The organism is Noviherbaspirillum sp. (assembly GCF_036846085.1).
GTDB lineage: Bacteria > Pseudomonadota > Gammaproteobacteria > Burkholderiales > Burkholderiaceae_D > Noviherbaspirillum.
Genome location: NZ_DAIUCO010000012.1, coordinates 1 through 24167 on the forward strand (window position 1 = coordinate 1; position 24167 = coordinate 24167).

Below are 24167 nucleotides of genomic sequence, written 5' to 3' on the forward strand. Positions count from 1 at the left end.
TTGGCCATGGCCGCGTGACTCTACTTCTGAACCCCCTCAATTCCGGGGGGATTACTGGCGCTTCGTGTTTACGGTGGAAGCGCCGCAGAACGACGAGGATCTGCAATTGCTGCCGAGCCTGCGCTATGCGCATTCGGAACGGTATATCCGGCGGCTGGCGGAAGTAACCGGCTTCAGGGTGGACGATATTTCCCGCGCGCCGATTCGGTATGACCAAGCGCAGCCGGTGGAGGGGTTGTACGCCTATTTGCGTTGAGAAAGCACCCTGATCGCCTGTCCCGGCGCAATAACTGGAGGCCGCTTTTAACAAAAACACACAAATGCTTTGATAAAACCATGCATTTATAGCCTTTTATATTGCCTATACTCCCGAGCAATCTTGGAAATCCCTGCTCACCCATGCCCTCCCAAGCCATCATCTTCGACGCCTACGGCACGCTGTTCGATGTCTACTCGATCGGCGTCCAGGCCGAGCGCCTGTTTCCCGGCAAGGGCGCAGCGCTGGCGGAGCTGTGGCGCGACAAGCAGATCGAGTACACCCGCCTGCGCACCCTGTGCAGCACCTACAAGCCGTTCTGGGAAGTGACCCAGGACGCGCTGGTGTTCACCTGCCGCAAGCTGAAGCTCGACCTCACCGTCGATGCCCAGAACATGCTGATGGGCCAGTACGCCAGGCTGCAGGCCTTTCCCGAAAACCTTGCCGTGCTGCAGGCATTGAAATCGATGAACCTGCGGCTGGCGATCCTCTCCAACGGGAACCCCGGCATGCTGGATGCCGCCGTGCAGGCCGCCGGCATGGGCGAGGTGTTCAACCATGTGCTGTCGGTCGATGCCGTGAAGAAGTTCAAGACGGCGCCGGAGGCATACCAGCTCGGCGTCGATGTGCTGGGCCTGTCGGCGCGCGACATCCTGTTTGTCTCCAGCAATTGCTGGGATGTCTGCGGCGCAGGCTGGTTCGGCTACAAGACCTTCTGGGTCAACCGCGCCGGCGCGCCGGTCGAGGAGCTGGGCGTGACGCCGCACGGAGAAGGACGCACGCTGAACGATGTGCTGGCCTTCGTCGAACAGGGCCGAAGCCGGAACTGATCCCGGCACGAGACGGTTTTCCCAATGATTCGCAATTCCAAATAACTAACCAAGAGGACACACACCATGACTGAACGCACCGCCTGTAACGGACTCCAGGTCGCCACCTCGCTGTACCGCTTCATCGAAGACAAGGTTCTGCCGGGCACCGGCATCGACAGCGCCGGCTTCTGGAAGGGTTTCGATGCCATCGTGCACGACCTGGCGCCGAAGAACGCGGCCCTGCTGGCCGAGCGTGACCGTCTGCAGGTCGAGCTGGACAACTGGCATCGCGCCAATCCGGGCCCGATCAAGGATGTGCCCGCCTACCGCGCATTCCTGCAGAAGATCGGTTACCTCGTGCCGCGCCAGAAGGACGTCAAGGTCACCACGACCAACGTCGATGCGGAACTCGCGCTGCAGGCCGGCCCGCAGCTCGTGGTGCCGATCCTGAATGCCCGCTATGCACTGAACGCGGCGAACGCCCGCTGGGGTTCGCTGTACGACGCGCTGTACGGCACCGACGCGATTCCCGAGACCGACGGCGCGACAAAAGGCGGCGCGAACGGCGAGGGCTACAACCCGGTGCGCGGCGCGAAAGTGATCGCCTTCGCGCGCAACTTCCTCGACCAGGCGGCCCCGCTCGCGAAAGGCTCGCATCGCGACGCCACCACCTACAAGGTCGCCGGCAACAAGCTCGCGGTCACGCTGCAGGACGGCAGCACCACCGGCCTGGCCGATGAAAGCAAGTTCGTCGGCTACCAGGGCGGCGCGGATGCGCCGTCGTCGGTGCTGCTGAAGAACAACGGCCTGCATATCGACATCCAGATCGACCGCAGCACCCGCATCGGCAAGGATGACGCCGCCGGCGTCGCCGACCTGGTGATCGAGTCCGCGCTGTCGACCATCCTCGACCTGGAAGATTCGGTCGCCGTGGTCGATGCGGCCGACAAGGTCATCGCCTACAGCAACTGGCTGGGCATCCTGAAGGGCACGCTCAACGAAAGCGTGACGAAGGGCGGCAAGACCTTCACCCGCGCACTGAACAGCGACCGCAAGTACACCGCCGGAGTCGGCGCGACCGATGCGAAGGATGGCGTCGTCACGCTGCACGGCCGCTCGCTGCTGTTCCTGCGCAACGTCGGCCATCTGATGACCAACCCGGCCATCCTGATGAAGGACGGCAAGGAGATCCCGGAAGGCATTCTCGACGCGGTGGTCACCGTCGCGATCGCGCTGCATGACCTCAAGCGCGGCAAGGACCAGGAGATCGGCAACTCGCGCACCGGCTCGGTGTACATCGTCAAGCCGAAGATGCACGGCCCGGCGGAAGTGGCATTCGCCAATGAATTGTTCAGTCGCGTGGAATCGATGTACGGCCTGGCGCCCAACACCGTCAAGCTCGGCATCATGGATGAAGAGCGCCGCACCAGCGTGAACCTGAAGGAGTGCCTGAAGGAAGCCGCCGCCCGCGTGGCCTTCATCAACACCGGCTTCCTCGACCGCACCGGCGACGAAATGCACACCGCGATGCAGGCCGGCCCGATGATGCGCAAGGGCGACATGAAGACCAGCACCTGGCTGACTTCCTACGAGCGCAGCAACGTGCTGGTGGGTCTGTCGTCCGGCCTGCGCGGACGCGCCCAGATCGGCAAGGGCATGTGGGCGATGCCGGACCTGATGGCCGCGATGATGGAACAGAAGATCGCCCATCCGAAGGCCGGCGCGAATACCGCCTGGGTGCCGTCGCCGACCGCCGCGACACTGCACGCGCTGCACTATCACCAGGTCAGCGTCGCCGACATCCAGAAGGAACTGGAGAAGATCGACGCCAGCACCGAGATCGAGCGCCTGCTCGACGGCCTGCTGCAGATCCCGGTCGCGGCTGAACCGAAGTGGTCCGCCGCCGACATCCAGCAGGAACTCGACAACAACGCGCAGGGCATCCTCGGCTACGTGGTGCGCTGGATCGACCAGGGCGTCGGCTGCTCGAAGGTGCCGGACATCCACAACGTCGGCCTGATGGAAGACCGCGCCACGTTGCGCATCTCCAGCCAGCATATCGCCAACTGGCTGCTGCACGACATCGTGACCGAAGCACAGGTCACCGAGACCCTGCAGCGCATGGCGAAGGTGGTGGATGCGCAGAACGATGACGATCCGTTCTACAAGCCGATGGCGCCGGATTTCGAAGCGTCATATGCATTCCGCGCCGCACGCGACCTGGTGATGAAGGGACTGGAGCAGCCGAGCGGTTATACCGAGCCGCTGCTGCATGCATGGCGGTTGAAGGTGAAAGCCGCCAACCGGTAATTCGAGGTGAAGAAGTAGTGTAAAGATAGAGGCCCTTCAACGGGCCTCTTTTCTTTTGTGGTCGTTGATTCGTCGCGCTTTCGCATTTTTCCATGGGTGCGTCGCATGCGACGTTGCATGCAACAAACACCCTAACGTCGTTGTATAAAAAATATTTTGATCGGCTTGGTTAGTGGTTTGCATCGCTTCAATTGTCGATAAGGTTACGACGCTCTTTCGCTGCCGTTCTCACTCCATTCAACACGATGCACCTCGTATCGTAGACAGCATGCGGGATGCGTGTGAATTGGCCTACCTATCCAATCATCGTTCGGAATAACACCTGCATCGGGTTTGCGATTTCCATGCACGTGATGATGTGTGCCAAGCGTGTTTGCACACTGCCTACGGTCCCATGTCCATGGGATATGCGCCTCTGCGGAATCTTACTAATCTGATTCCGGTTCTCTATGGAAACATTCGAAACATCGTTGTGATACTGCTGCGCTACGAGCATTCAGCGAACTGTTCAGGGGTAGGTTTTTGATGCAGTAGTTTTAATGAATCCACAGAGCCAAACACATACCGACGCCACGACCACTTCATCGAAGAAATCAACGCGTCATCAAGACCGCAGCAAACACTCTTGGTATTCACCTGGGATAAAACAATGACTTATAAACACATATCAGCCTTACTGGGATGCACCGCCTTCGCACTCACCGCGTTCGCCGCACCGGTGACGCCCTTCGCCGACAACAACGGCCAGATTCCCCCCTCTTCCGAATACAGCGGTCCCCTCTTCAAACTCAGTCACTCCTATCCATCGAGAGCGCCGGTGCCCGCGATGCCATGGCGCACCGCCATCAACAACGGCCTCATCACCACGAAGAACGCCGGCGCGTATGCCGATGCATTGAAGGCTGCCGTGGGCAGGGACATGCGCGTGCTCATCGAGGACTACGCGAACTGGAACGCCGCCAAGCGCGGCTGGTACAACGAGCCGTGGCTCGGTGCGCAGCGTGAAGCGATCCACGGCATGTATGTGGGTAACGGCATGCTCGATACTTCGCTTTTCAAGGCCAGCGGGCTGACGAAGCCGATGACCACTTATGTATTGACCTACTACGACAAGACCGCGGCACAGACCCTGCAGCGGGTGTGGAAAACCACCGCGATGCAGCCGGTGATCACGACGGCGTCGACGCAGTTTCCCGAAGGCGCGCTGATCGTGAAGGCGTCCTTCATCACCGCCGACCCGACCGTCTGGCCCGTCATGGAAGGCAGCCAGGCATGGCCGCTGTACATCACCGTCGACGCCACGACCGGCGGATATAAAACGCCGAAGGTGGTGAACACCTACTTCATGCAGTTCGACATCATCGTCAAGGACAGCAAGTCGGCGCCGAAAACCGGCTGGGTGTATTCGACGCTGGTCTACGACAAGAATGCTTCGGGCAAAACCGTATGGGACAAGATGGTGCCGCTCGGCGCGCAGTGGGGCAACGACCCGCAGGCCAATAGCACGACCGATCCGTCCGCGCCGCTGGTCGAGAACTGGATCAATCCCGCCGCGCCGCCGTACGGCTCCGAAACTCTCGGCTGGGGCGGACGTCTTTCCGGCCCGAACGATGGCGCGATGAACGACATCGCCTTCACCGTCGGCGGCAAGCAGCAGCTTGTCAAGAACGCGCAGGATTCCTCCTGCATGAGCTGCCATAGCACCGCGCAATGGGATGTGAAGAATGGGCGCATGCCGTCGTTCCTGCTGCCGGCCACGTCGAACCCGCCGACCACCGCCGGGCCGGACGGCAACTATCTCGTGTCGCCCGCGCCGGGCTCGGCGGAGTGGCTGCGCTGGTTCCAGAACCGCAAGGGCACCGTGCCGATGGATAAGGGCAGCGTCGCCACCGACTTCGACATGGTGCTGGCCTTCAAGAGCCTGCCGGCATGGTATGGCGCGACGAGTGGCAAGAAGGCGCAACTGAAGGCGGCCGATCCCGCCGGCAAAAACCGCGTCATGATGTACAACGGCAAGGAACTCGTGGAGTAAGGAAAAACAAAAAGCCGGAAAGAACAGCGCCATTGTTCTGCCGGCTTTTTTGTTGCGGCGTCGGCGCCGCCGTTCCGCTCGCGTTACAACCAATCACCACGAAATCCATGCCATGACCATCAATTACAAAACCTTTTTCAAGAGCGCATCCAACGACGGGCCGGCGGGCATCTCGCAGGGCTATCCGGTACCCGGTCCGCAATCGCCCACCTCGGAAGACATCGCGGGACAGGCCTTCTTCGCCGGCCCCGACGAATGGAAGACCGTTCTTAATACCGCATACGACTTCATCGTCATCGGCACCGGACCGACAGGCGTCGCGTTTATCGAGCAGACGCTCATGAACAACCCGCATGCGCGGATACTGGTCCTCGAGCGCGGCGGCTTCTGGCTGCCGGCGCATTACCAGATGCTTCCGGCTGCCTTCCAAAGCACGACCGGTTCGCCGCCCACCACCTACCCATGGTCGCGCACCACCGAGATGGCCACGACCGGCATGGAGATGTTCCAGGCCGGGTATATCCCGGTGCTCGGCGGACGGTCGACCTACTGGAGCGCCTGGTGTCCGTCTCCCGGTCCCGGCTTGATGCGCGACTGGCCGCAGGAACTGATCGACGTGACGCTGAAACCGGGTTTCTGGGAACGCGCCAAGGCCTTCCTGCATGTCACCTCCACGAACAAGATCAACGACGGAGTCTATGGTTCATTGCAAAACCAGCTCGATGCCAATCTGAAGGAAAACTTTCGCAAGTATGTGCCTTCGGCGGAAAACGCCTATCCGGCGCCGATCGCGGTCGCCAATCCGGAATGGAAGACTGTTAAGTTTTACAAATATTCCACCGTCGGCACCTTGCTGGACAGACTTGAAAAGCAGAAAGTGCTGGCAAGCGCCGGCGCGGGCAGCGTGCTCACGGTCGCCGACCGCTGCATCGTCGAACGGCTGCTGCACGACGACAGGGGAACGGTCATCGCCATCGAAACCAGCCGCGGCACGCTCAGCGTCGGCGCGGCAAAAATCGTTCTCGCCATGGGCACCATTCCGCCCGCCACCCTGCTGATGAATTCCTTCGGCGATCTGCTGCCGAACGCCGGAAAGCGCTACACCGGTCACTTCATGTCGCATGTGACGGCGCGCGTGAAGCGGTCGGCATTCAAGGATCTGTCAGCGCTGGAAATCGGCGCGCTCTACCTCGATGGCAAAGACAAGGCCGGCTACCAGTACCACGTGCAAGCCAGCGCCTTCGCGGTCGCACATCCGGCCGACGATGCGGGAACGGTGGCGCACGAGTGTCCTGATGCCGCGGCAGCGCCGTCGATGCAGCAGCTTGCTGGTTCCGAAGACGATGTCGTGTTCGTGTGCGCGACACTCGGTGAAGTGAGCGAGAAGAATCCGGACAACTGGATCAGGCGCAACGGCGGCAAGGACGCGGCGGCGAACATCACGCTGCAGCTCACTCCCGGGCCCGAGGACATGCGGCTATGGGATGTGCTGGACGAAGCAACCTACCAGACCATCCGCGCGCTGGTCAGCAGCGGTGGCACACCTCCCATCGATTACTGGATCGATTCGGCCGACGGTGGTGGCGCGTGGAGCAGTTCGCCGCCGGATCGCAGCCAGATCCGCCTCAATATCATCGTGCACGAAGCGTCGCCCTTGTGGATGGGCACCGACCCGAAGACCTCCGTGGTCGGGACCGATTATCGTCCGCATGGCGTGAACAACGTCTACGTTACCGGCGGATCGATTTTCCCGACTTCCGGTTCGTGGAATCCGACGCTCACGATGTGCGGCCTGGCGCAGGACCTGGCTGACCGGCTGACGCAGTAGGTGCCGGCAAGGATGGCTTCACGGCGGTGCGTGAGGCTGTCTTCACGTGATTAGAACTCGTTTCATCAATAGGATTGTCGTCCCCGCGAAGGCGGGGACCCAGAGATGCTCCGCTTACGGAGCCAAGGCATCCCTGGATTCCCGCTTGCAGCGCGCATACCGGCTTGTAAGCCGGTATCGTTCCGCAGGCGGACAGCATGCTGTCCGAATTCCCTGCTCCACCCTTCGCGGGAATGACAAGAGTACCGTAAAGGTATTTATGAAATGAGTTCTAGTGTGGTGTCCCGCAAATAACTTTACAAAGTCGCTCAATCTTTTGCAGTATTGAGTCGGCGGTTGCGGTCCACACGAACGGTCGCGAGTGGGCGTTGTACTGCTCGACAAAGCTGTCGATCTTGCGGGTAAGCTCAGTGACGGTTTTGAATGAATTGCGTTTCAACGCTCTTTGCGTGAGCAGGCCAAACCAGCGTTCGACTTGATTGAGCCAGGAACTGTAGGTCGGGGTGTAGTGCACATGGTAGCGAGGACGTTGCGCCAGCCAGGCACGCACTTTGGGGTGTTTGTGGGTGGCGTAGTTATCGATGACCAGGTGCACATCGAGCGACGCGGGGACGCTGTTGTCGACATGGCGCAGGAATGACAGAAACTCCTGATGCCGGTGGCGAGCCTTGCACTGCCCGATGACTTCGCCGCTGGCCACGTCCAGTGCTGCAAACAGGGTGGTCGTGCCGTGCCGGAAATAGTCATGCGCAATACCCTCGACCTCTCCCATACCCACCGGCATAGCGGGCTGACTGCGTTCGATGGCCTGGATCTGGCTCTTCTCGTCCACGCACAGTACCAATGCCTTGTCAGGCGGATTCAGATACAGGCCAACAATGTCACGCACCTTCTCAACGAAGAACGGATCCGTGGAAAGTTTGCATGACTTGCTGCGATGCGGTTTCACACCAAACAGATGCAGGTAGCGCTGGACCGTGCTTTTGGAAATGCCGGTTTCCTCCGAAGCCAGACGGGTGCTCCAGTGCGTCGCTCGCTTGGGTTGGTTTTTAAGAACTTTATTGAGCAGCGTAGCGATAGAGTCGTCGTCATAGCTGCGCGGCCGGCCGGGCCGCGCCACATCATAGAGACCTGCAATACCCTGGCTGAGATAGCGCTTTCTCCAATGACCAACGCTGGGCAGGGTCAAACTAAAGTGTTCGGCAATAGCGGTATTGGAATAGCCTTCGGCAGACATGAGGATCATTTGGGCACGTCGTACCACGCTATGCGGCAAGGAACGGGAGTGTGCCAGCACTTGCAAATCGGCATGTTCCTGTTCCGACAGCGTGATCTGCGCTTTCTTTGGACGTCCGCGTTCCATGGCCAGTCTCCTGTGTTACCAGCATAGCCAATAGACATCTCATCTTATATAAAGTTATTTGCGGGACACCACACTAGTAACCCAGCGTCCGCGGTAGCCACATCGCCAGTTGCGGAAACACCGCGACCAGCACCAGCGCCAGCAGCATCGATGCCACCATCCACAGCGCCCAGCCCACCGTCGATTCCATCGTGATGCCGGCGACCCGCGTGGTCACCATCAGGTTCACCGCCATCGGCGGGGTGAACTGGCCGATCGCCAGGTTCATCGTCATGATGATGCCGAACCAGACCGGGTCCCATTTGTAGATCGCCATGATCGGCAGCAGGATCGGCAGAAAGACCAGGTAGATCGATACCGCGTCCAGCAGCATGCCGGCGATCAGCAGCATGACCATGATCATCGTCAGCATCATCATCTCGTTGCTGGTCAGGCCGAGCAGCAGGTTGGCGAAGGCATCGAACGCGCCCAGCGTGGCGCCGGCATGGGCGAAGACGCCGGCGAGCGAAATGATCAGCAGCACCACGGCGGAGATCTCCGCCGATTCCACCAGCACCTGGTACAGCGCGCGCAGGCTCAGCGTGCGATAGACGAACATGCCCACGACCAGGCCGTAGAATGCGGCGACCACCGCCGCCTCGGTCGGGGTGAAAAGGCCGGTGCGCAGGCCGCCGAGGATGATCACCGGCGCAAGCAAGCCCCAGATCGCTTCCTTGAAACTGTTCCAGAACGTCGGCGCGGGTTCATCCGACGCAAGACCCCAGCCGTTCTTCCACGAAAACCAGAGCGTCGGCAGGATCAGCGACAGGCCGGCGAGGATGCCGGGGATGACGCCGCCGGCGAACAGTGCCGGCACCGAGGCGGCCGGGACCAGCACGCTGTAGACGATGAGGGCGATCGACGGCGGGATCAGGATCGCGGTGGACCCGGCGGCTGCAATCAGCGTGGCGGAAAACGCCTTTGGATATCCCTGCCGGAACATCGCCGGGATCATCACCATCGCGACCGCCGCCGCATCGGCAGGGCCGGAACCCGAGATCCCGCCGAGGAACATGCAGACGAGGATGGCGACGATGCCCTGCGCGCCGCGGCGCTGGCCGACGATCGCCGAGGCGAAGCGCACGATGCGCACCGCGACGCCGGCACGCTCGAAGATCATGCCGGCCAGCACGAACACCGGCAGCGCCAGCAGCGGATACTTTGCAATGCCGTTGTAGGCATTGGTGGGCACCGACATGATGCCCAGCCCCTCGACCAGGATGACTGCCGTGCCGGCCACGCCCAGCGCGATGGCAAGCGGGGCGCCGATGGCCAGCAGCAAGGCGAAGCCGAGAAAGAGGATAAGGCTGCCTTCGGCGATCATGGCACACCTCCGTCGAGCGGCTGGCGGTCAATGCGAACCACGCGGATCAGGCGGCCGAGGATGCGCAGCAGGATCACGACCGACAGCAGCGGCAGCCAGATGGTGTAGATCCATTGCGGGATACCGATGCCGGGCGAGGTAGTTTCATAGGTCCAGTCATCCCAGAACAGGAAGCTGCCGTACCAGGCCATCACGCCGAACATCACGATGCCCAGCAGCAGAACGAGATACTCCACCTTCCGGGCGAGCGGCTTCGGCAGGCGGTCGGTAAAGAAGGTCACGCGGATATGGCGGTCGCGCGCGAAGGCGGCCGATGCGCCGAACAGGGTCAGCACCACCATCAGGAACACCGAGAATTCCTCGGTGAAGGCGAACGACACATCGGTCAGGTAGCGCACCACCACGTTGGCGAACGTGATGCAGCACAGCAGCGCCATCGCCATCGCGGCAAAGAATTCCTCGATCTTCACGGGCACGCGCGGCGGCGTCTCCCCGCGTGCCGAAGCGTCATCAGGCAAATCACTCATACAGATATTTCCGGTTGCATAAAGAAAGCGCCGCCCGGAGCAGGGGGCGGCGCGGGATGCGTCAACAACAATGAGCAACGATCAGCGGTTCACTTGCGCGCGGCGATATCCGCTTCCGCTTTCTTGACGAGGCCGGTGCCGACGGTCTTGGCCCACTTGTCGTAGACCGGCTGGGTCAGCTTCTTGAACTCGCCGACTTCGGCCGGCGTCAGGCGCGTCACCTTTACGCCGAGGCCCTCGACCTCCTTGTACAGGCTGCTGTCGGATTCGGTGAGGCCCTTGCGCGCGAGTGCGATTTCTTCCTTGCCGGCCTGGATGGCGGCGGCGCGCACCGCCTCCTGGTCGGCCTTGCTCCAGCTCTCCCACACCTTGCGGTTGACGACGAAGATCAGTGGATCGGCGGTATAGCCCCAGACGGTCAGGTACTTCTGCCCGAGGCTGTGGATCTTCGCGCCGAGGAATACGGACACCGGATTCTCCTGGCCGTCGACGGCGCCGGACGCGAGCGCCGGCTGCGCGTCGGCGAAGCTCATCTGCGTCGGGTTGGCGCCCAGTGCGGTGAAGGTGTCATTGAACAGCGGCGAACCGACCACGCGGAACTTCATGCCCTTCATGTCGGCCGGCGTGCGGATTTCGCGCTTGGAATTGCTGACCTCGCGATAACCGTTCTCGCCCCATGCGAGCGGCACGACACCGTTCTTCTCGATCACCTTGAACAATTCCTTGCCAACCTCGCCCTGCGTGAGCGCATCGAGCGCGCGGTAGTCCGGCATCAGGAACGGCAGGGAGAACAGGTTCAGTTCCTTCACCTGCGGTGACCAGTTGATCGACGAACCGATCGCCAGGTCGATCACGCCCTGGCGGATGGCGGTGAATTCACGCGTCTGGTCGCCGGCGACCAGCGACGTGCCGGGATACATCTTGATGTTGATGCGGCCCTCGGTTTTTTCCTTGACCAGTTGCGCCCAGCGCTCGCCGCCCTTGCCCCAGGGGAAGGCGGTGCCGAGCACCGTCGACAGCCGGTATTCGGGTTGGTATTTCTGCTGCGCATGGGCGGGTACGGAAAGGACGAGCGCGGCGGCGGCCGCGAGAGCGAACAGGGGGCGGTACATGGAGTCTCCTTGATGAATTTGTGGCGCTGATGCATTGCGCTGCGCGGTCCACTTGCATGGACGCATTGCGTGATACAGCAGACTTTTTACAGCAATCTTGCGTGTGCGGCAACTACCCCCGCCGATAGGCAAGGCGGATGGAACCGCCATGCGCATGTCGGGTCCATTCTGAACGATTTCGTCCAACCGCCGTTCCCCGGCTCTTCCAGAGGATCAACATGCAATCCATCGGCTATGGCGCGCATCGCGCGGATGCACCCCTGCAATCCCTTCGTTTCGAACGACGCACGCCCGGCCCGCACGACGTGCATATCGACATTCTCTATTGCGGCGTGTGCCATTCCGACCTGCATACCGCACGCAACGAATGGGGCAACACGGTCTATCCGGTGGTGCCGGGCCATGAGATCGTAGGCCGCGTTGCCGCCGTCGGCGACCAGGTCAGCCGCTTCAAGCCGGGCGACATCGCCGGGGTCGGCTGCATGGTGGATTCCTGCCAGCACTGCAGCAGTTGCGCCGAAGGCCTCGAGCAATATTGCGAGAACGGCTTTGTCGGCACCTACAACGGCGAGGAAATGCACTCCGGCGGCATGACGTACGGCGGATACGCGAACAACATCGTGGTCAACGAGAAATTCGTGCTGCGCATCCCGGCCAATCTCGATCCGGCAGCGGCGGCGCCCCTGCTGTGCGCAGGCATCACCACCTATTCGCCGTTGCGGCACTGGAAGGTCGGCAAGGGGCAGAAAGTGGGCATCGTCGGCCTCGGCGGGCTCGGCCACATGGGCATCAAGCTGGCGCATGCGATGGGCGCCCACACCGTGCTGTTCACCACCTCTCCCGACAAGCGGGAGGATGCCCGGCGGCTCGGTGCCGACGAGGTGGTTGTATCGCGCAACGCAGGCGAGATGGCCGCGCATGCGAACAGCTTCGACTTCATCCTGAACACCGTGGCGGCACGGCACGACCTCGATGCCTTCATGGTCCTGCTCAAGCGCGACGGCACCATGACGCTGGTCGGCGCACCGGCCGAGCCGCATCCGTCGCCGCAGGTGTTCAACCTCATCATGAAGCGCCGCCATCTCGCCGGGTCGCTCATCGGCGGCATCGCGGAAACCCAGGAGATGCTGGATTTCTGCGGCGAGCACGACATCGTGTCGGATATCGAAATGATCCCGATCCAGCAGATCAATACCGCCTATGAACGCATGCTGAAAAGCGATGTGCGCTACCGCTTCGTGATCGACATGGCGTCGCTGCAAAACGAAACGTAACCACGAAGCATGATCGGCTATAGCAACAACGCCAGCACGGTCAGCAACACGCTGGCGAGCAATGCATTGCACAGTGCGAATGCCCAGTTCCTGCCGATGCTGATCTGGTAGAGGCCAACACCCGCATAGCGGCTCGCCGTCAGCGACAGCACCGAGTACGGCGTCAGGCAGGCTGATAGTCCCCATCCGGAGAGGATGGCGGAAATGTGGACCAGCGGCGGCAGGTTCAGCACCTGCGGGGTCATCGTCGATGCCATGAACACCGCGGTGAGCACCGGGTGGATGCCCGCCAGCGCGATACCCATGATGCTGGCCATCAGGAAGGCGATGCCGAAGAACGGCCAGCCGCCCAGCAACGATCCGACCTGTTCCACCCATGGCTGCGGGAAGGCATCGGCCATGATGCTGCCGGCGCAGCCGGCGGCGGTGAACAGAATGGCTTCGCTCGCCAGGCGCGGGAACTGCAGCTGCGCGCCCTCGCCCATGCGCACAAGCGCGTCGGGGATGCGTCGCCCCGGATCGGCCAGCACGATATTGAGCAGCAGCGCCACCACCGGCCCGACCAGGACGATCGAGGCGGTGATACCGATCTTCAGCACGCTGCTGGTGGCCAGCACCGTGCCGAGGAAGCCGAACATGATCAGCAGCACCGGGATGGCCGCACTTGCCAGCGGCGGAGGTACGTCGGGAACCGCGTCGGCCGCTGGTTGCGGCTCGGTGGGGGGCAGCGTTTTCCTGCTGAAGCGGTTGACCAGCACGCCGACCACGATGGTGATCTGCGCCAGTCCGGCGCCGACCGGAAATACTTCGATCCAGTGCAGGCTTGGATACAGCGCCAGCAGGATCGCCATGTTGCCGAATACCGGGCTCCAGAAGCCGGCGGCGGCGAAGCCCCGGGTCACGGCGATCACGGTGGCGGTGCGGGTCGGGCTTTTTCCCTCGTCGGGTGGCGCCGCCATCACCAGCATGATGTTTGCGCCGGCCAGGCCGAGCATTCCCGAAAACACCTGTCCCGCGATATTGAAGCTCAGGTAGCGCTGGCCAGGCGGCTGGCCCCGCAGGTTGGTGCCGACGATCTGCACATGGCGACTGCGCAATGCGCAGCGGGCCAGCAGCATCACGCTTGCCATCAGCGCCAGCAACAGGCCCGAAACAAAGATGCCGCGCTGCACCGCCGCCAGCGGAGACTGGGTGAACGGCAGCAGCACCACGCTGGTGGCAAGCAGCAGCAGGGAGGTTGTGCGCAGTCGCGGCGGGATATTGCGGTACTCCACCGCGATCAGTACCGCCGCCGCGGCAAACAGCACGGCCGACAAGGCTGCCGGTCCGCCGAAGGCGCGCCACAAGGTGGTGATCATCATGACCACGACGGCGCCGACAGCGGCGGCGAGAGGAAGTCCGCCGGAGGCGGGTCTGGTATCCATCGGATGCGTGGACCGGTTAGGGTGCCGGCGTCACGGCGGGGTGGTGTCGGGGATGCCGTATGGATCGGGCGGCGAACTGCTGGAGCATGGTTTCTCGATGTGGGATCCGCTCAGGCGGCGCTGCGGAGGCTGCGTGATGTCGGTGTGGAATTGCTGCCGATTGTATGCCAGGCGGGCAAATCGAACTGTAAAAAACTTTCCAAAGCGGACCCGATCTGCATCGGGCCCGTCCGCCGGGTTTACTGGTTTCATTTGCTGTTACTTGAAAGGTCGTGCGGGACAAGGAGGGTGTGAACGAAGCGCTGCGCGCTCTCACCAGAAAAGCAGCGGGAAATGCCGGTAGGGTGGGATGACAGACGAATTGCATTGCATTTCTAACCAGGCATCTTGAATGCCTTCAGGTCCGTGGCAAGAGTGCTGATTTCAATCTGGCACTCACCGAAAAGCAGCACGACCGGAAGATTTAGGGTGAAAGACCGGGTGAGGCAGGCGGGATGCTGTTTATTTTGGACAGATGCGGAAGGAGCTGTTGTTGCCGGTGCAAAGGGTCACGCCGCGTCTACGACACCCGCGGCGATGTCAGGCAAAATCTGTAGTGAAATACATCCTGAAGGAGGGGGGCGCGCAACAGTTCGACGGATATCAGGAACGCCCCGCTTTCGGCAACGTGCGCACCGAAGCATGCTTTTTGCGCCATTGCACAACCAGTTGCTCCAAGCCGGTCAGGGAATCGATGGCCTGAACGCCTTCGGGCAAATCTCCCAGGTAACTGACGCCGCTGCCGCCGATCCACAAGGTCACCTGCGGCGGCAATGCGGCGCGCAGGTCTGCAATGGTTTCGGTGATTCCCTGCGCCGAACACGCCTGGGTAAAAGACAAGGCGACCACATCGGCGGCGCCGTCGCGCGCCGCTTCGACCACTTCCGTGGCGGGCGTGTTGGCGCCAAGCTGCAGGCACCTGACCTGGTGTGCGCTCAGGACCGCCTCGACCATGAGAGCGCCGAGATAGTGCGGCTCGCCGGTCAGCGTGGCGACGACCACCTTCGGCTGCTGCGGAGCAAAACGCAATGACGCCAGCGCGCCGTACATGACCAGATTGACCTGATGCGTGAAGAGATGCTCGCCTGCCACCGACAGTTCGCCCCTCTGCCATGCATCGCCGACTGCTTGCGTGAGGGGTGCCAGTACTTCCTTGACGAAGCGGGGCAATCCGAGACTGTGGATCCGATGCTGCAGGATGTCGCGGAATTCGTCGACCCGCTGCCGGCGCAACAGATTCAACATCGATTCGTAGCGGCTCAGTCGTACCAGGACACCGTCGTCGGATGGGTGATGGATTTGAAGCTGCGGATTGCCGCCGCTGAAAATTTTGCCCGGGCGCATGCCGGCATCCAGCATTTCCCTTACGATGCGCAGTTTTTCCACCTGATGAAGCGGATATATCCGGTCGCCATGTTGATCGCGCAACGGCCGTGGAAAGCCATAGCGCTTTTCCCATACGCGCAGTGTTTCCTTGAGAATGCCGGTTTCCTGTTCCACGACGCTAATGGGTACCAGCTTGTCTTCCTGCGATGCCGTATCGGCGTTCCGGTTTGAATCGGACATAGTGTTCCTCGAGTCTCTCATGTCAGAGCGAAATATTTTGTGATTATGATGGCAATTCACGATACCGGTTCTGACAGATTGCCATAAAACGCTACATAAAAAAACGCCCGTGACGAGCACGGGCGCTGAAGTGGAGACACGAGTGTGAGCCGGCTGATGCCGGCGTTTACATCAGGAAACTTGCTGGATGCCTGCCAGCAGCCAACCGCCTGAACCGGACTGCGGCTTCGACAGATTCCATACTTCGACGAACTGCTCCGCCGATGCACCTTCGGCTTCACGGATGAAGCCGCTGAACCTGACGCTGGCAAGATACTCGTCGTTGGCGGTTTCGATGCCAAGGAGTTCGGCGTCCAGTGATACCACATCAGTGTGGTTGGCCGATGCACCGCGTTCCTGCAACTGCAATCTCATTTCGGCAAACATCTCCGGCGAAGTGAATCCGCGCAGGTCATTGACATCGGCTTTGTCCCAGGCCGCCTGCAGGCGAATGAAGTACGTCTTCGCATGACGCAGGAAACCTGCGGTATCAAAATCCGCCGGCACGCCGAACGGTACTGCAGCGGCTCCGGAAGCGTACGACGCCGATTCCAGGGCCGACGGCTGGGAGAGCGATCCCGATGCTGCCGGCGTGACTGGTGCGGCGGGTGTTGCCGGCTCAAGGCGCGAACCGATTTCCGGTGTGCGTGCCGCAGGGCCGGCGAAGGCCGGTTCCATGCCACGGTGACCCATGCCGGCATCACCGTTCTTGCGCCGCATGACCATACGGTAGATGAAGAACGCCGCTCCCGCGAGCAACGCTACCATCAGGATGGTGCTGATCATGCTTGCCAGCGCGCCGCCGATGCCGAGGTGGGACAGCAACGCACCAAGGCCGAGGCCGAGCAGTGCGCCGCCGAGGATGCCTTTCCATGGGCTGGACGGTTTCGCGGCCGGTGCGGCAGCCGGCGCCTGCTTGGCGGCGGGCGCTGCAGCCTGGTTCTGCTGCATCGGTGCCGCCGGCTGGCGGCTCACGCTCTGCGACTGCTTGCCGAACGATCCGCCGCCGCCGACACGCTTGGCTTCGGCCTGCGGCACGGCGATGACCGAAAGGGCGCTGACTGCGATCATCAATGTGACCAACATCTTTTTCATATTTCCTCCAGTGGTGGGTATGCGTGTGGCCGGAACCGGACCACGGAGGTCCGGCCGAATCACAACTGCGCCATCATACGCGCGCGCGTCAATTTGAAAAAGCGAAAATGTACGCTGAATTTCTTCGTAAAATGCGAAGTAGAAATTTCTTTATATGCCCGGGGTACAGTCGGCACAGCGCTCGATCTCCGGCAGTCCGTGGAGCAGCTTTTCCTGCAAGTCGCGCAGAGCGGTACGCACGCCTTCCTCGATCACCGGATGATAAAACGGCATGTCGAGCATGGCGGCGACCGTCATCCGGTTCTGTGCCGCCCATGCCAGCAGGTGGGCGATATGCTCCGCACGCGGACCCACCATTTCCGCACCGAGAAAGCGGTCGGTTCCGTACTCGCCGTACACCCGCAGCACGCCCCGGTTCTGGCGCATGACCCTGCTGCGTCCCTGCGACGCAAACTGTACCTCGCCGATCGCAAAGCTGCCCGGCTTCAGGGTGTTGAATGCGCTTCCCGCAACCGCGATCTGCGGGTCGGTGAAGCCGATGCCCAGTGGTGTGCGGCGCAAGCCGGGAAGCACTTCGGGATACCGGCCCGCGTTGTCGCCCGCGATGCGGCCCTGGTCGGTGGCCTCATGCAGCACCGGCCGCTCATTGTTGACATCCCCTGCGATAAAGACGGCGCTATCGCCGCAACGCATGGTGAGCGGATCGAAGAGCGGCATGCCGCGGGTGTCGAGTTGCAGGCCGCTATGTTCCAGATTGAGCTGGTGCAGGTTGGGCGTGCGGCCGGTTGCCGCCAGCACGAAATCGAAACGCTCGACACGTTCCACGCCATCTGCGCCGAGGCTGGTAAGTGACACCGTATCGCCGTCGGTACGGGCCGAAACCACCCGGGTCAGCACGCGCAAGTCGAGTTCTTCCTTCAGGCATTCGACTGATTCGCGGACAACCGCCGGATCGGACATATGTGCGATGCCGCTGCCACGACCGAATACCGTGACGCGCACGCCCAGCCGGTGCAGCGCCTGACCGAGTTCCAGCCCGATTACACCGCTGCCGACGACCGCTACCGACGCCGGCAGGTCATTCCAGTCGAAGACCTGGTCGCTGGTCACAAGGCGCGAGCCGAGCCGGCGCAGTTCCGGCGGTACATTCGGTGTGGATCCGGTGGCGATGACGATGCTGGCCGCATTCACCAGGGTATGGTCGTCAACCTGCAGCCGGCCCGCGGCCACGAACCGCGCAATTCCGTGCAACCGGTGCTCGTCGGGAATGCGATGGACGTTGTCGACGACGAACCCGACGAAGCGGTCGCGCTCCGCCTGTACCCGCGCCATCACCGCTTTGCCATCAATGCGAAGCGTGCCGGGGTGGATGCCGAAGCCGGGCGCTTCGGCTACCGCATGCGCGGCTTCGGCGGCGGCGATCAGCAGCTTGCTCGGCATGCAGCCGACCCGGGCGCAGGTCGTGCCGTATGGCCCGCCCTCGATCAGTACCACGTGCTTGCCGTGCGACTGCGCGGCGCGGAAGGCGGTCATGCCGGCACTGCCGGCACCGATGACCGCGACGTCAACGTTGATGGACTTCATGGCTGCTCCAAAGCGGCTAAGATGTGCACGGGGCGCTCGCGATTGCTGGACCCGCTTCCATAGTAGATCAATCCGCGATGACGCATTTGCCTGTTGACGTCATGAAAGCCAAAACAACATGAGCGATATCCTTCCCGACGGCGCATTGTCGACCGTCATCGTTCCGCCGACCCGCGACCTGGGCGACAACTTTACCGTGCGCCGCGCATTGCCGTCGGCACAGCGCCGCATGGTGGGTCCGTTCATTTTCTTCGATCAGATGGGTCCGACAGTGCTTGCAGCCGGACATGGGCTCGATGTGCGGCCGCATCCGCATATCGGCCTGGCGACCGTCACCTACCTGTTCGAAGGAGAGATCATGCACCGTGACAGCCTTGGCAGCCTGCAGCCGATCCGCCCCGGCGAAGTCAACTGGATGACGGCCGGGCGCGGCATCGTGCATTCGGAGCGCACCGCACCGGAACTGCGCCGGCAGGAAGTGCGCATTTCCGGTCTGCAATGCTGGGTGGCGTTGCCTCGTGCGCATGAAGAAACCGATCCGGCATTCGCGCACATTGGCGCCGGTGAGTTGCCGGTGGAACAGGGCGAGGGTATCGAGGCGCGCGTTATTGCCGGCAGTTTTTTCGGCAAGACATCGCCGGTGCAAACCTTGTCGCCGCTGTTCTATGTCGACGTGCAATTGCAGCCGGGTGCGAGCTTGCCGGTTTCCGTCGAGTACAGCGAGCGCGCGATCTATCTCGTGAGCGGGCAGGTCGATCTCGGCCGCGACGGCGTATTCGAGCCTGGCAGGATGATGGTCCTGAAAGAAGGTGCGCACCTCGTGGTGAAGAACATCGGCAACATGCCTGCGCGGCTGATGCTGCTCGGCGGCGAGCCGATGTCGGAGGCGCGGTATATCACCTGGAATTTCGTGTCCAGTTCGGCGGAACGCATCGAGCAGGCGAAAGAGGATTGGCGCAACCGGAAATTTCCCGAAGTGCCCGATGAAACCGAGTTCATTCCGCTGCCCGACATCCAGGGAAAGCCGGTTCACTATCCCTGAATGTTCATGGCAGGCTTCTAGCTTTTGTGATCCAGTGTTTTCTCGCCGGGGTCTTTTCCTTCCGTTGAATTGTGTTCGATGACGGCATTGACTTCGGCACCGAACAGCAGCACCGCCGCAGATATGAAGAAGTAGGTAAGCAGCACGATGATGGTGCCGATGCTGCCATAGGTGGCGTTGTAGTCGGCGAAGCTGGATACATAGTAGTTGAACGCCAGTGAGGCAATGATCCAGACGATGACGCACAAGGTCGCGCCCGGACTGATGAAGCGAAAATCCTGTTCGACATCGGGCGCGACGTAATACACCACAGCCACTGCAAGCGTCAGCAGGAGCAGCACGACCGGCCAGCGCAGCCAGGTCCACAATGTCACGAACAGTTGTTCCAGGCCGACCTGTTGCGCCAGCCACTGGATTGCCTGCGGGCCGATCAGCAGGAAGGCGGCGGCTGCAATCAGCATCGCGGCGATTCCAAGGGTGTAGAGCATGGACAGCGGATACAGTTTCCAGGCGGGACGTCCTTCCTTCACGTCATAGGCGACGTTGAGTGCGTTCATAATGGCGCGTATGCCGGCGGACGCTGTCCATAGCGCCACAATGACACCGACGGACATCAGGCCGCCTTGCGGCTGCTGCAATGTATCGATCACTTCATTGACGGAACCCATCGCTTGTTCCGGAACGACTGCCTGTGCTTGCTGACGCAGCCAATCGAAAAAGTCCGGCAGGTGAAGGAAGCCCAGCAATGCGACCAGGAAAATAATGAAAGGAAAAATTGAAAAAAATACCTGGTATGACAATGCAGCGGCATAGGTCGTCATATCGTCATCAAGGAAATCCTTGACCGCCTGTTTGAGGATCGTCAGCACACCCATCCCTCGCAAACCGGGAATATTCATCGTTATCTCCTTCTTGTGGGACCAGGCAAGCCTGCAAGAAGAATGCCTAATTGAATGGCAATTCTTTTTTGTTCTACACAATCTCAGGGCGGAGATCACGCAAGGCGGTATCGGCGGAATGGGTTTACCATTTTCCGGTTGTCCTGCAGTCATTCCTGCTGCAGGACCGGATATTTTCCAGGAGGAAATGCATGAAGCGAAATCAATGGCGTCGTCCGCTGTTGTCAGCGGCCGTTTTTTCGATATTGTCTGCAGTGCTGGCGCCATCCGTCGCGCAAACCGGCAAGCTGCGAACCGAAGTCGTGGCCGACGGACTGGAAAATCCGTGGGCGGTCGCTTTCATCGGCGATGGGCGCATGCTCATCACCGAACGTCCGGGACGCATGCGCGTCGTCGAGGCCGACGGCAAAGTCGGTCCCCCTCTCGTCGGCTTGCCGAAGGTGGATGTGGGCGGACAGGGCGGCTTGCTTGATGTAATTGTCGACAGTGGATTCGCGCGTAACCGCATTGTCTACTTCTGTTATTCAGAGCCGTCTGCCGTCGATGGCCAACCGGGCAATTCCACTGCGCTCGCAGCGGCGCGCCTATCACGTGACGCGAAAAAGCTGGAGGAGGTCAAAGTGATCTTTAGCCAGAAGCCGAAGTTCAGCAGCAACGCGCACTTCGGCTGCCGCATCGTCGAGCATACCGACGGCACCCTGTACCTGACGCTGGGTGACCGCTATCAACGCATGCAGGATGCGCAGACACTGGACAATCATCACGGCAAGGTGGTGCGCATCAACAAGGATGGCACGGTGCCGGCGGACAATCCGTTTGCCCGCAAAAGCCTGGCCCATCGCGGCGCGCTGCCGGAAATCTGGAGTTACGGCCACCGGAATTCACAGGGTGCGACGCTCGGTCCCGACGGCAAGCTTTGGACGCATGAGCACGGTGCGCAAGGTGGTGACGAAGTGAACCGCCCGGAAGCCGGGAAAAATTACGGCTGGCCGGTGATCTCGAACGGCCAGGATTATGGTGGCGGCAAGATCGGTGAGGGACTCACCGCCAAGCAGGGCATGGAGCAGCCGGTGCATTTCTGGACACCGTCGATCGCGCCGTCCGGCATGGCGTTTTTGAGCAGCGACCGCTACGGCAAGGATTGGCAGGGAGATCTGTTCGTCGGCGCACTCAAGTTCCGCTATCTCGCGCGGCTTGAATTGAAGGACGGCAAGGTGGTGCGGGAAGAAAAGCTGCTGCAGGATGTCGACCAGCGCATCCGCGATGTGCGGGAAGGACCGGACGGCTTGCTGTACGTATTGACCGACAGCCGCAAGGGACAACTGCTGAAGCTGTTGCCGAAGTGACGGAGAACTCGCCCGGACGGGGCATGTCATATCAATAAGGTTTCCGTTACGCCATATCGATATGAGGACAGAGCCATGCACCTGTCGACGCATCAGAAGAGGCCGGCCGGGACGCCGGCACTAAACCGGGTGGAAGCGGTGACGATCACCCATCCGGAGCGCGTCATCGACGCGGCAAGCGGGGCGACCAAGCTGGATCTGGCGCGCTATTACGCATGCGCGGCGCCACATATCCTGCCTTTCCTGCGCAACCGGCCGGTCTATCTGCTGCGTGCGCCGGAGGGCATCGATGGCGAGCGGTTTTTTCAGAAGCATCGCGGGCGCATGTCCATCCCGGGCATGCGCCTTTTCGATCGTTCGCTCGATCCCGATCATGCGCCGCTGATGGCGGTGGAATCCGCTCATGCGCTGGCGGGCGTCGCGCAGATAGGCTGCATTGAACTGCATGTCTGCAGCGCAACCGCCGACCGCATCGACCGGCCCGACTGCATGGTGTTCGACCTCGATCCGGGCCCCGAACTGCCATGGAGCGCGATCGTGAAGGGTGCGCGGCAAACGAGGGCGCTGCTGGACGAACTTGGCCTGCGGAGCTTCCTGAAGACCAGCGGTGGCAAGGGCTTGCATCTGGTGGTGCCGCTGGCGCGCCGGCATGACTGGGACGCAGTGACCGATTTTTCCAGGGCGGTCGCCCGGCATCTTGCCGACACGCAGCCGCAAGAATTCACCGCGATCATGGGCAATGAAAACCGGGGCGGAAAAATCTATATCGACTATCTGCGCAACCAGCGCCATGCCAGCACCGTCGCGCCGTACTCGGTGCGCGCACGACCGGGACTGCCGGTGGCGACGCCGCTCGCATGGGACGAGCTGAACCATGTTACAAGCGCAGCGATGTGGCATATCGGCACCCTGCCGGATCGGCTCGCCGGCCTCGCGCGGGACCCGTGGGAGGACTACTTCAACACGCGGCAGCGATTGTCCGTGTCGATGAAGAAGCAGCTCGGCATGTAGGGAACCTCGTGCGCCACGCGGCAGGCGATGCGCGCCGATGCGGTTGATCGACGTGCATCGTCCGGACGGTGACTGGTCTTCGCGGTAAAGGCCTTACGCACGAATTCAACGTGATCGCAGGATAATGCCGCAGCGGAATATCCAGGCTGCTTCCGGCGGCCACGGCCCCTACGGTCCCGCGCCCTACGCCGCCCGTTGCGGGTCGGCCGCCACCAGCAGGCTGCAGCGCACCTTCTCCACCAGCAGCGCATCGGTCGATCCGCGCCACCAGCGCAGCGAGAATGGCTTGTGACGGGAGTGGCCGAGGATCACGAGATCGATGCCGGCCCGGTTGACCATGTTGGCGATCACGGTAATCGGCTCGCCCACTTCCAGATGGGTAGTGACTTTCAGGCCGGCTTCCATCAGCAGTTCCTTTCCGGTCGCCAGCACCAATTCCATCGCCTTGCGTTCGGCCTGCTCCTCCTCGACATTAAGCACCGCCGCAGCCACGAACTCGCCTGCCAGCAATACCGGCTGCGGCATCACGACCGCCAGCAGATGAATCTCGGCCGACGGGCCGGGCGACAGGCGGATGCACTCTTGCAGGGCATAGCGGCTTTCGGGCGTGCCGTTATATGCAACCAGGATTTTGCGGTACATGGTTTCCTCCTTATCAGCGATGGAACAGCGACAACACCTTCGAATGTGCGTCCTACCTGGCCAACACCTTTTCGATATCGGCCGCAAGGCCTTTATCGTCCGGCGTGACACGGCTGGCGTAATGACCGGCAACCTTGCCGTTGCGGTCGATCAGGTACTTGTGAAAATTCCATTTCGGCGCCGTGCCGGTTTCCTTCGCCAGGGCGGCGTGCAAGGGGTTGGCGGCCGGACCGGTGACGGATGTCTTGGAGAACATCGGGAACTTGACGCCGTAAGTATTGAAGCAGAGGTTCGCGATGTCCTTGCTGTTGCCAGGTTCCTGGTTGCCGAAGTCATTGGAGGGGAAGCCCAGCACCACCAGCCCTTTCGGGCCGTACTTCGCATGCAATTTTTCCAGGCCTTCGTACTGGCTGGTGAAGCCGCAATAGCTCGCGGTATTGACCACCAGCAGCACCTTGCCCGCGTACTGGCATAGATGCTGCGGCGCTTCATCCTGCAGCCGGTTGAAACGCTGGTCCAGCAGCGCCGGGCAGGCGGCCTGCGCATGCGCCACGCCGCTGAGGCTGGCTGACAGTGCGAGCAGGAGAACATGCTTTTTCATGA

At 61.6% G+C, this 24167-nt stretch carries 20 protein-coding genes and 1 pseudogene; 9 read left to right on the plus strand and 12 right to left on the minus strand.

Annotation, left to right across the window (positions count from 1 at the left end):
* From V7080_RS02550 to V7080_RS02570, 5 genes and pseudogenes are all read left to right on the plus strand, one after another.
* A pseudogene (locus tag V7080_RS02550) lies at positions 1-256 on the plus strand (hypothetical protein); the annotation flags it as partial.
* Positions 257-399: 143 nt separating this feature from the next.
* Entirely contained in the window at positions 400-1086 is a 687-nt protein-coding gene (locus V7080_RS02555; RefSeq protein ID WP_334186826.1) for a haloacid dehalogenase type II, read from the plus strand.
* Between the two features lie 66 nt (positions 1087-1152).
* Complete coding sequence (locus V7080_RS02560; protein WP_334186827.1) at positions 1153-3378, plus strand: malate synthase G; 2226 nt, start codon at positions 1153-1155, stop codon at positions 3376-3378.
* 649 nt (positions 3379-4027) lie between these two features.
* A complete protein-coding gene (locus V7080_RS02565; protein WP_334186828.1) occupies positions 4028-5410 on the plus strand; it encodes a hypothetical protein in 1383 nt (460 codons plus the stop codon).
* 112 nt (positions 5411-5522) lie between these two features.
* A complete protein-coding gene (locus V7080_RS02570; RefSeq protein ID WP_334186829.1) occupies positions 5523-7238 on the plus strand; it encodes a GMC oxidoreductase in 1716 nt (571 codons plus the stop codon).
* 271 nt (positions 7239-7509) lie between these two features.
* Here V7080_RS02570 and V7080_RS02575 read toward each other — a convergent pair whose 3' ends face one another.
* The 4 genes from V7080_RS02575 to V7080_RS02590 form a co-directional block, all read right to left on the minus strand.
* On the minus strand, positions 7510-8601 hold the full coding sequence (locus tag V7080_RS02575; protein WP_334186830.1) for an IS630 family transposase: 1092 nt from the start codon (positions 8599-8601) through the stop codon (positions 7510-7512).
* Positions 8602-8674: 73 nt separating this feature from the next.
* Positions 8675-9964: a TRAP transporter large permease gene (locus tag V7080_RS02580; RefSeq protein ID WP_334186831.1), complete on the minus strand. Its 1290-nt coding sequence runs from the start codon at positions 9962-9964 to the stop codon at positions 8675-8677.
* Entirely contained in the window at positions 9961-10491 is a 531-nt protein-coding gene (locus V7080_RS02585; RefSeq protein ID WP_334186832.1) for a TRAP transporter small permease, read from the minus strand. The genes V7080_RS02580 and V7080_RS02585 overlap by 4 nt, the downstream gene beginning before the upstream one ends.
* A gap of 89 nt (positions 10492-10580) precedes the next feature.
* The gene (locus tag V7080_RS02590; RefSeq protein ID WP_334186833.1) at positions 10581-11603 is read right to left on the minus strand and encodes a DctP family TRAP transporter solute-binding subunit; all 1023 of its coding nucleotides are present in this window, start codon (positions 11601-11603) and stop codon (positions 10581-10583) included.
* 218 nt (positions 11604-11821) lie between these two features.
* Here V7080_RS02590 and V7080_RS02595 point away from each other — a divergent pair, with 218 nt between their 5' ends.
* Positions 11822-12877 (plus strand): NAD(P)-dependent alcohol dehydrogenase, encoded by a 1056-nt coding sequence (locus V7080_RS02595; RefSeq protein WP_334186834.1) that lies wholly within the window; start codon positions 11822-11824, stop codon positions 12875-12877.
* A 17-nt stretch (positions 12878-12894) separates the two neighbouring features.
* On the opposite strand, the gene V7080_RS02600 is transcribed toward V7080_RS02595, so the two are convergent.
* The 5 genes from V7080_RS02600 to V7080_RS02620 all read right to left on the minus strand — a co-directional run bounded on the left by V7080_RS02600 (position 12895) and on the right by V7080_RS02620 (position 18624).
* The gene (locus tag V7080_RS02600) at positions 12895-14301 is read right to left on the minus strand and encodes a hypothetical protein (RefSeq protein ID WP_334186835.1); all 1407 of its coding nucleotides are present in this window, start codon (positions 14299-14301) and stop codon (positions 12895-12897) included.
* A 30-nt stretch (positions 14302-14331) separates the two neighbouring features.
* Positions 14332-14553 carry a hypothetical protein gene (locus tag V7080_RS02605; protein ID WP_334186836.1) on the minus strand — a complete coding sequence of 74 codons (222 nt, stop codon included), beginning with the start codon at positions 14551-14553 and terminating at the stop codon, positions 14332-14334.
* Positions 14554-14943: 390 nt separating this feature from the next.
* Positions 14944-15906: a MerR family transcriptional regulator gene (locus tag V7080_RS02610; protein ID WP_334186837.1), complete on the minus strand. Its 963-nt coding sequence runs from the start codon at positions 15904-15906 to the stop codon at positions 14944-14946.
* A 171-nt stretch (positions 15907-16077) separates the two neighbouring features.
* Positions 16078-17040 carry a Tim44 domain-containing protein gene (locus V7080_RS02615; RefSeq protein ID WP_334186838.1) on the minus strand — a complete coding sequence of 321 codons (963 nt, stop codon included), beginning with the start codon at positions 17038-17040 and terminating at the stop codon, positions 16078-16080.
* A gap of 150 nt (positions 17041-17190) precedes the next feature.
* On the minus strand, positions 17191-18624 hold the full coding sequence (locus V7080_RS02620) for a dihydrolipoyl dehydrogenase (protein WP_334186839.1): 1434 nt from the start codon (positions 18622-18624) through the stop codon (positions 17191-17193).
* 118 nt (positions 18625-18742) lie between these two features.
* Here V7080_RS02620 and V7080_RS02625 point away from each other — a divergent pair, with 118 nt between their 5' ends.
* On the plus strand, positions 18743-19666 hold the full coding sequence (locus V7080_RS02625) for a pirin family protein (RefSeq protein WP_334186840.1): 924 nt from the start codon (positions 18743-18745) through the stop codon (positions 19664-19666).
* Positions 19667-19683: 17 nt separating this feature from the next.
* Here V7080_RS02625 and V7080_RS02630 read toward each other — a convergent pair whose 3' ends face one another.
* A complete protein-coding gene (locus tag V7080_RS02630; RefSeq protein WP_334186841.1) occupies positions 19684-20565 on the minus strand; it encodes a YihY/virulence factor BrkB family protein in 882 nt (293 codons plus the stop codon).
* A gap of 191 nt (positions 20566-20756) precedes the next feature.
* Between V7080_RS02630 and V7080_RS02635 the strand changes: the two genes are divergently transcribed.
* Positions 20757-21911 carry a PQQ-dependent sugar dehydrogenase gene (locus V7080_RS02635; protein ID WP_334186842.1) on the plus strand — a complete coding sequence of 385 codons (1155 nt, stop codon included), beginning with the start codon at positions 20757-20759 and terminating at the stop codon, positions 21909-21911.
* Between the two features lie 75 nt (positions 21912-21986).
* On the plus strand, positions 21987-22922 hold the full coding sequence (gene ligD, locus V7080_RS02640) for a non-homologous end-joining DNA ligase (RefSeq protein ID WP_334186843.1): 936 nt from the start codon (positions 21987-21989) through the stop codon (positions 22920-22922).
* A 183-nt stretch (positions 22923-23105) separates the two neighbouring features.
* On the opposite strand, the gene V7080_RS02645 is transcribed toward ligD, so the two are convergent.
* A complete protein-coding gene (locus V7080_RS02645) occupies positions 23106-23564 on the minus strand; it encodes a universal stress protein (RefSeq protein WP_334186844.1) in 459 nt (152 codons plus the stop codon).
* Positions 23565-23616: 52 nt separating this feature from the next.
* Positions 23617-24165 carry a glutathione peroxidase gene (locus V7080_RS02650; RefSeq protein WP_334186845.1) on the minus strand — a complete coding sequence of 183 codons (549 nt, stop codon included), beginning with the start codon at positions 24163-24165 and terminating at the stop codon, positions 23617-23619.
* Positions 24166-24167 lie beyond the last annotated feature (2 nt).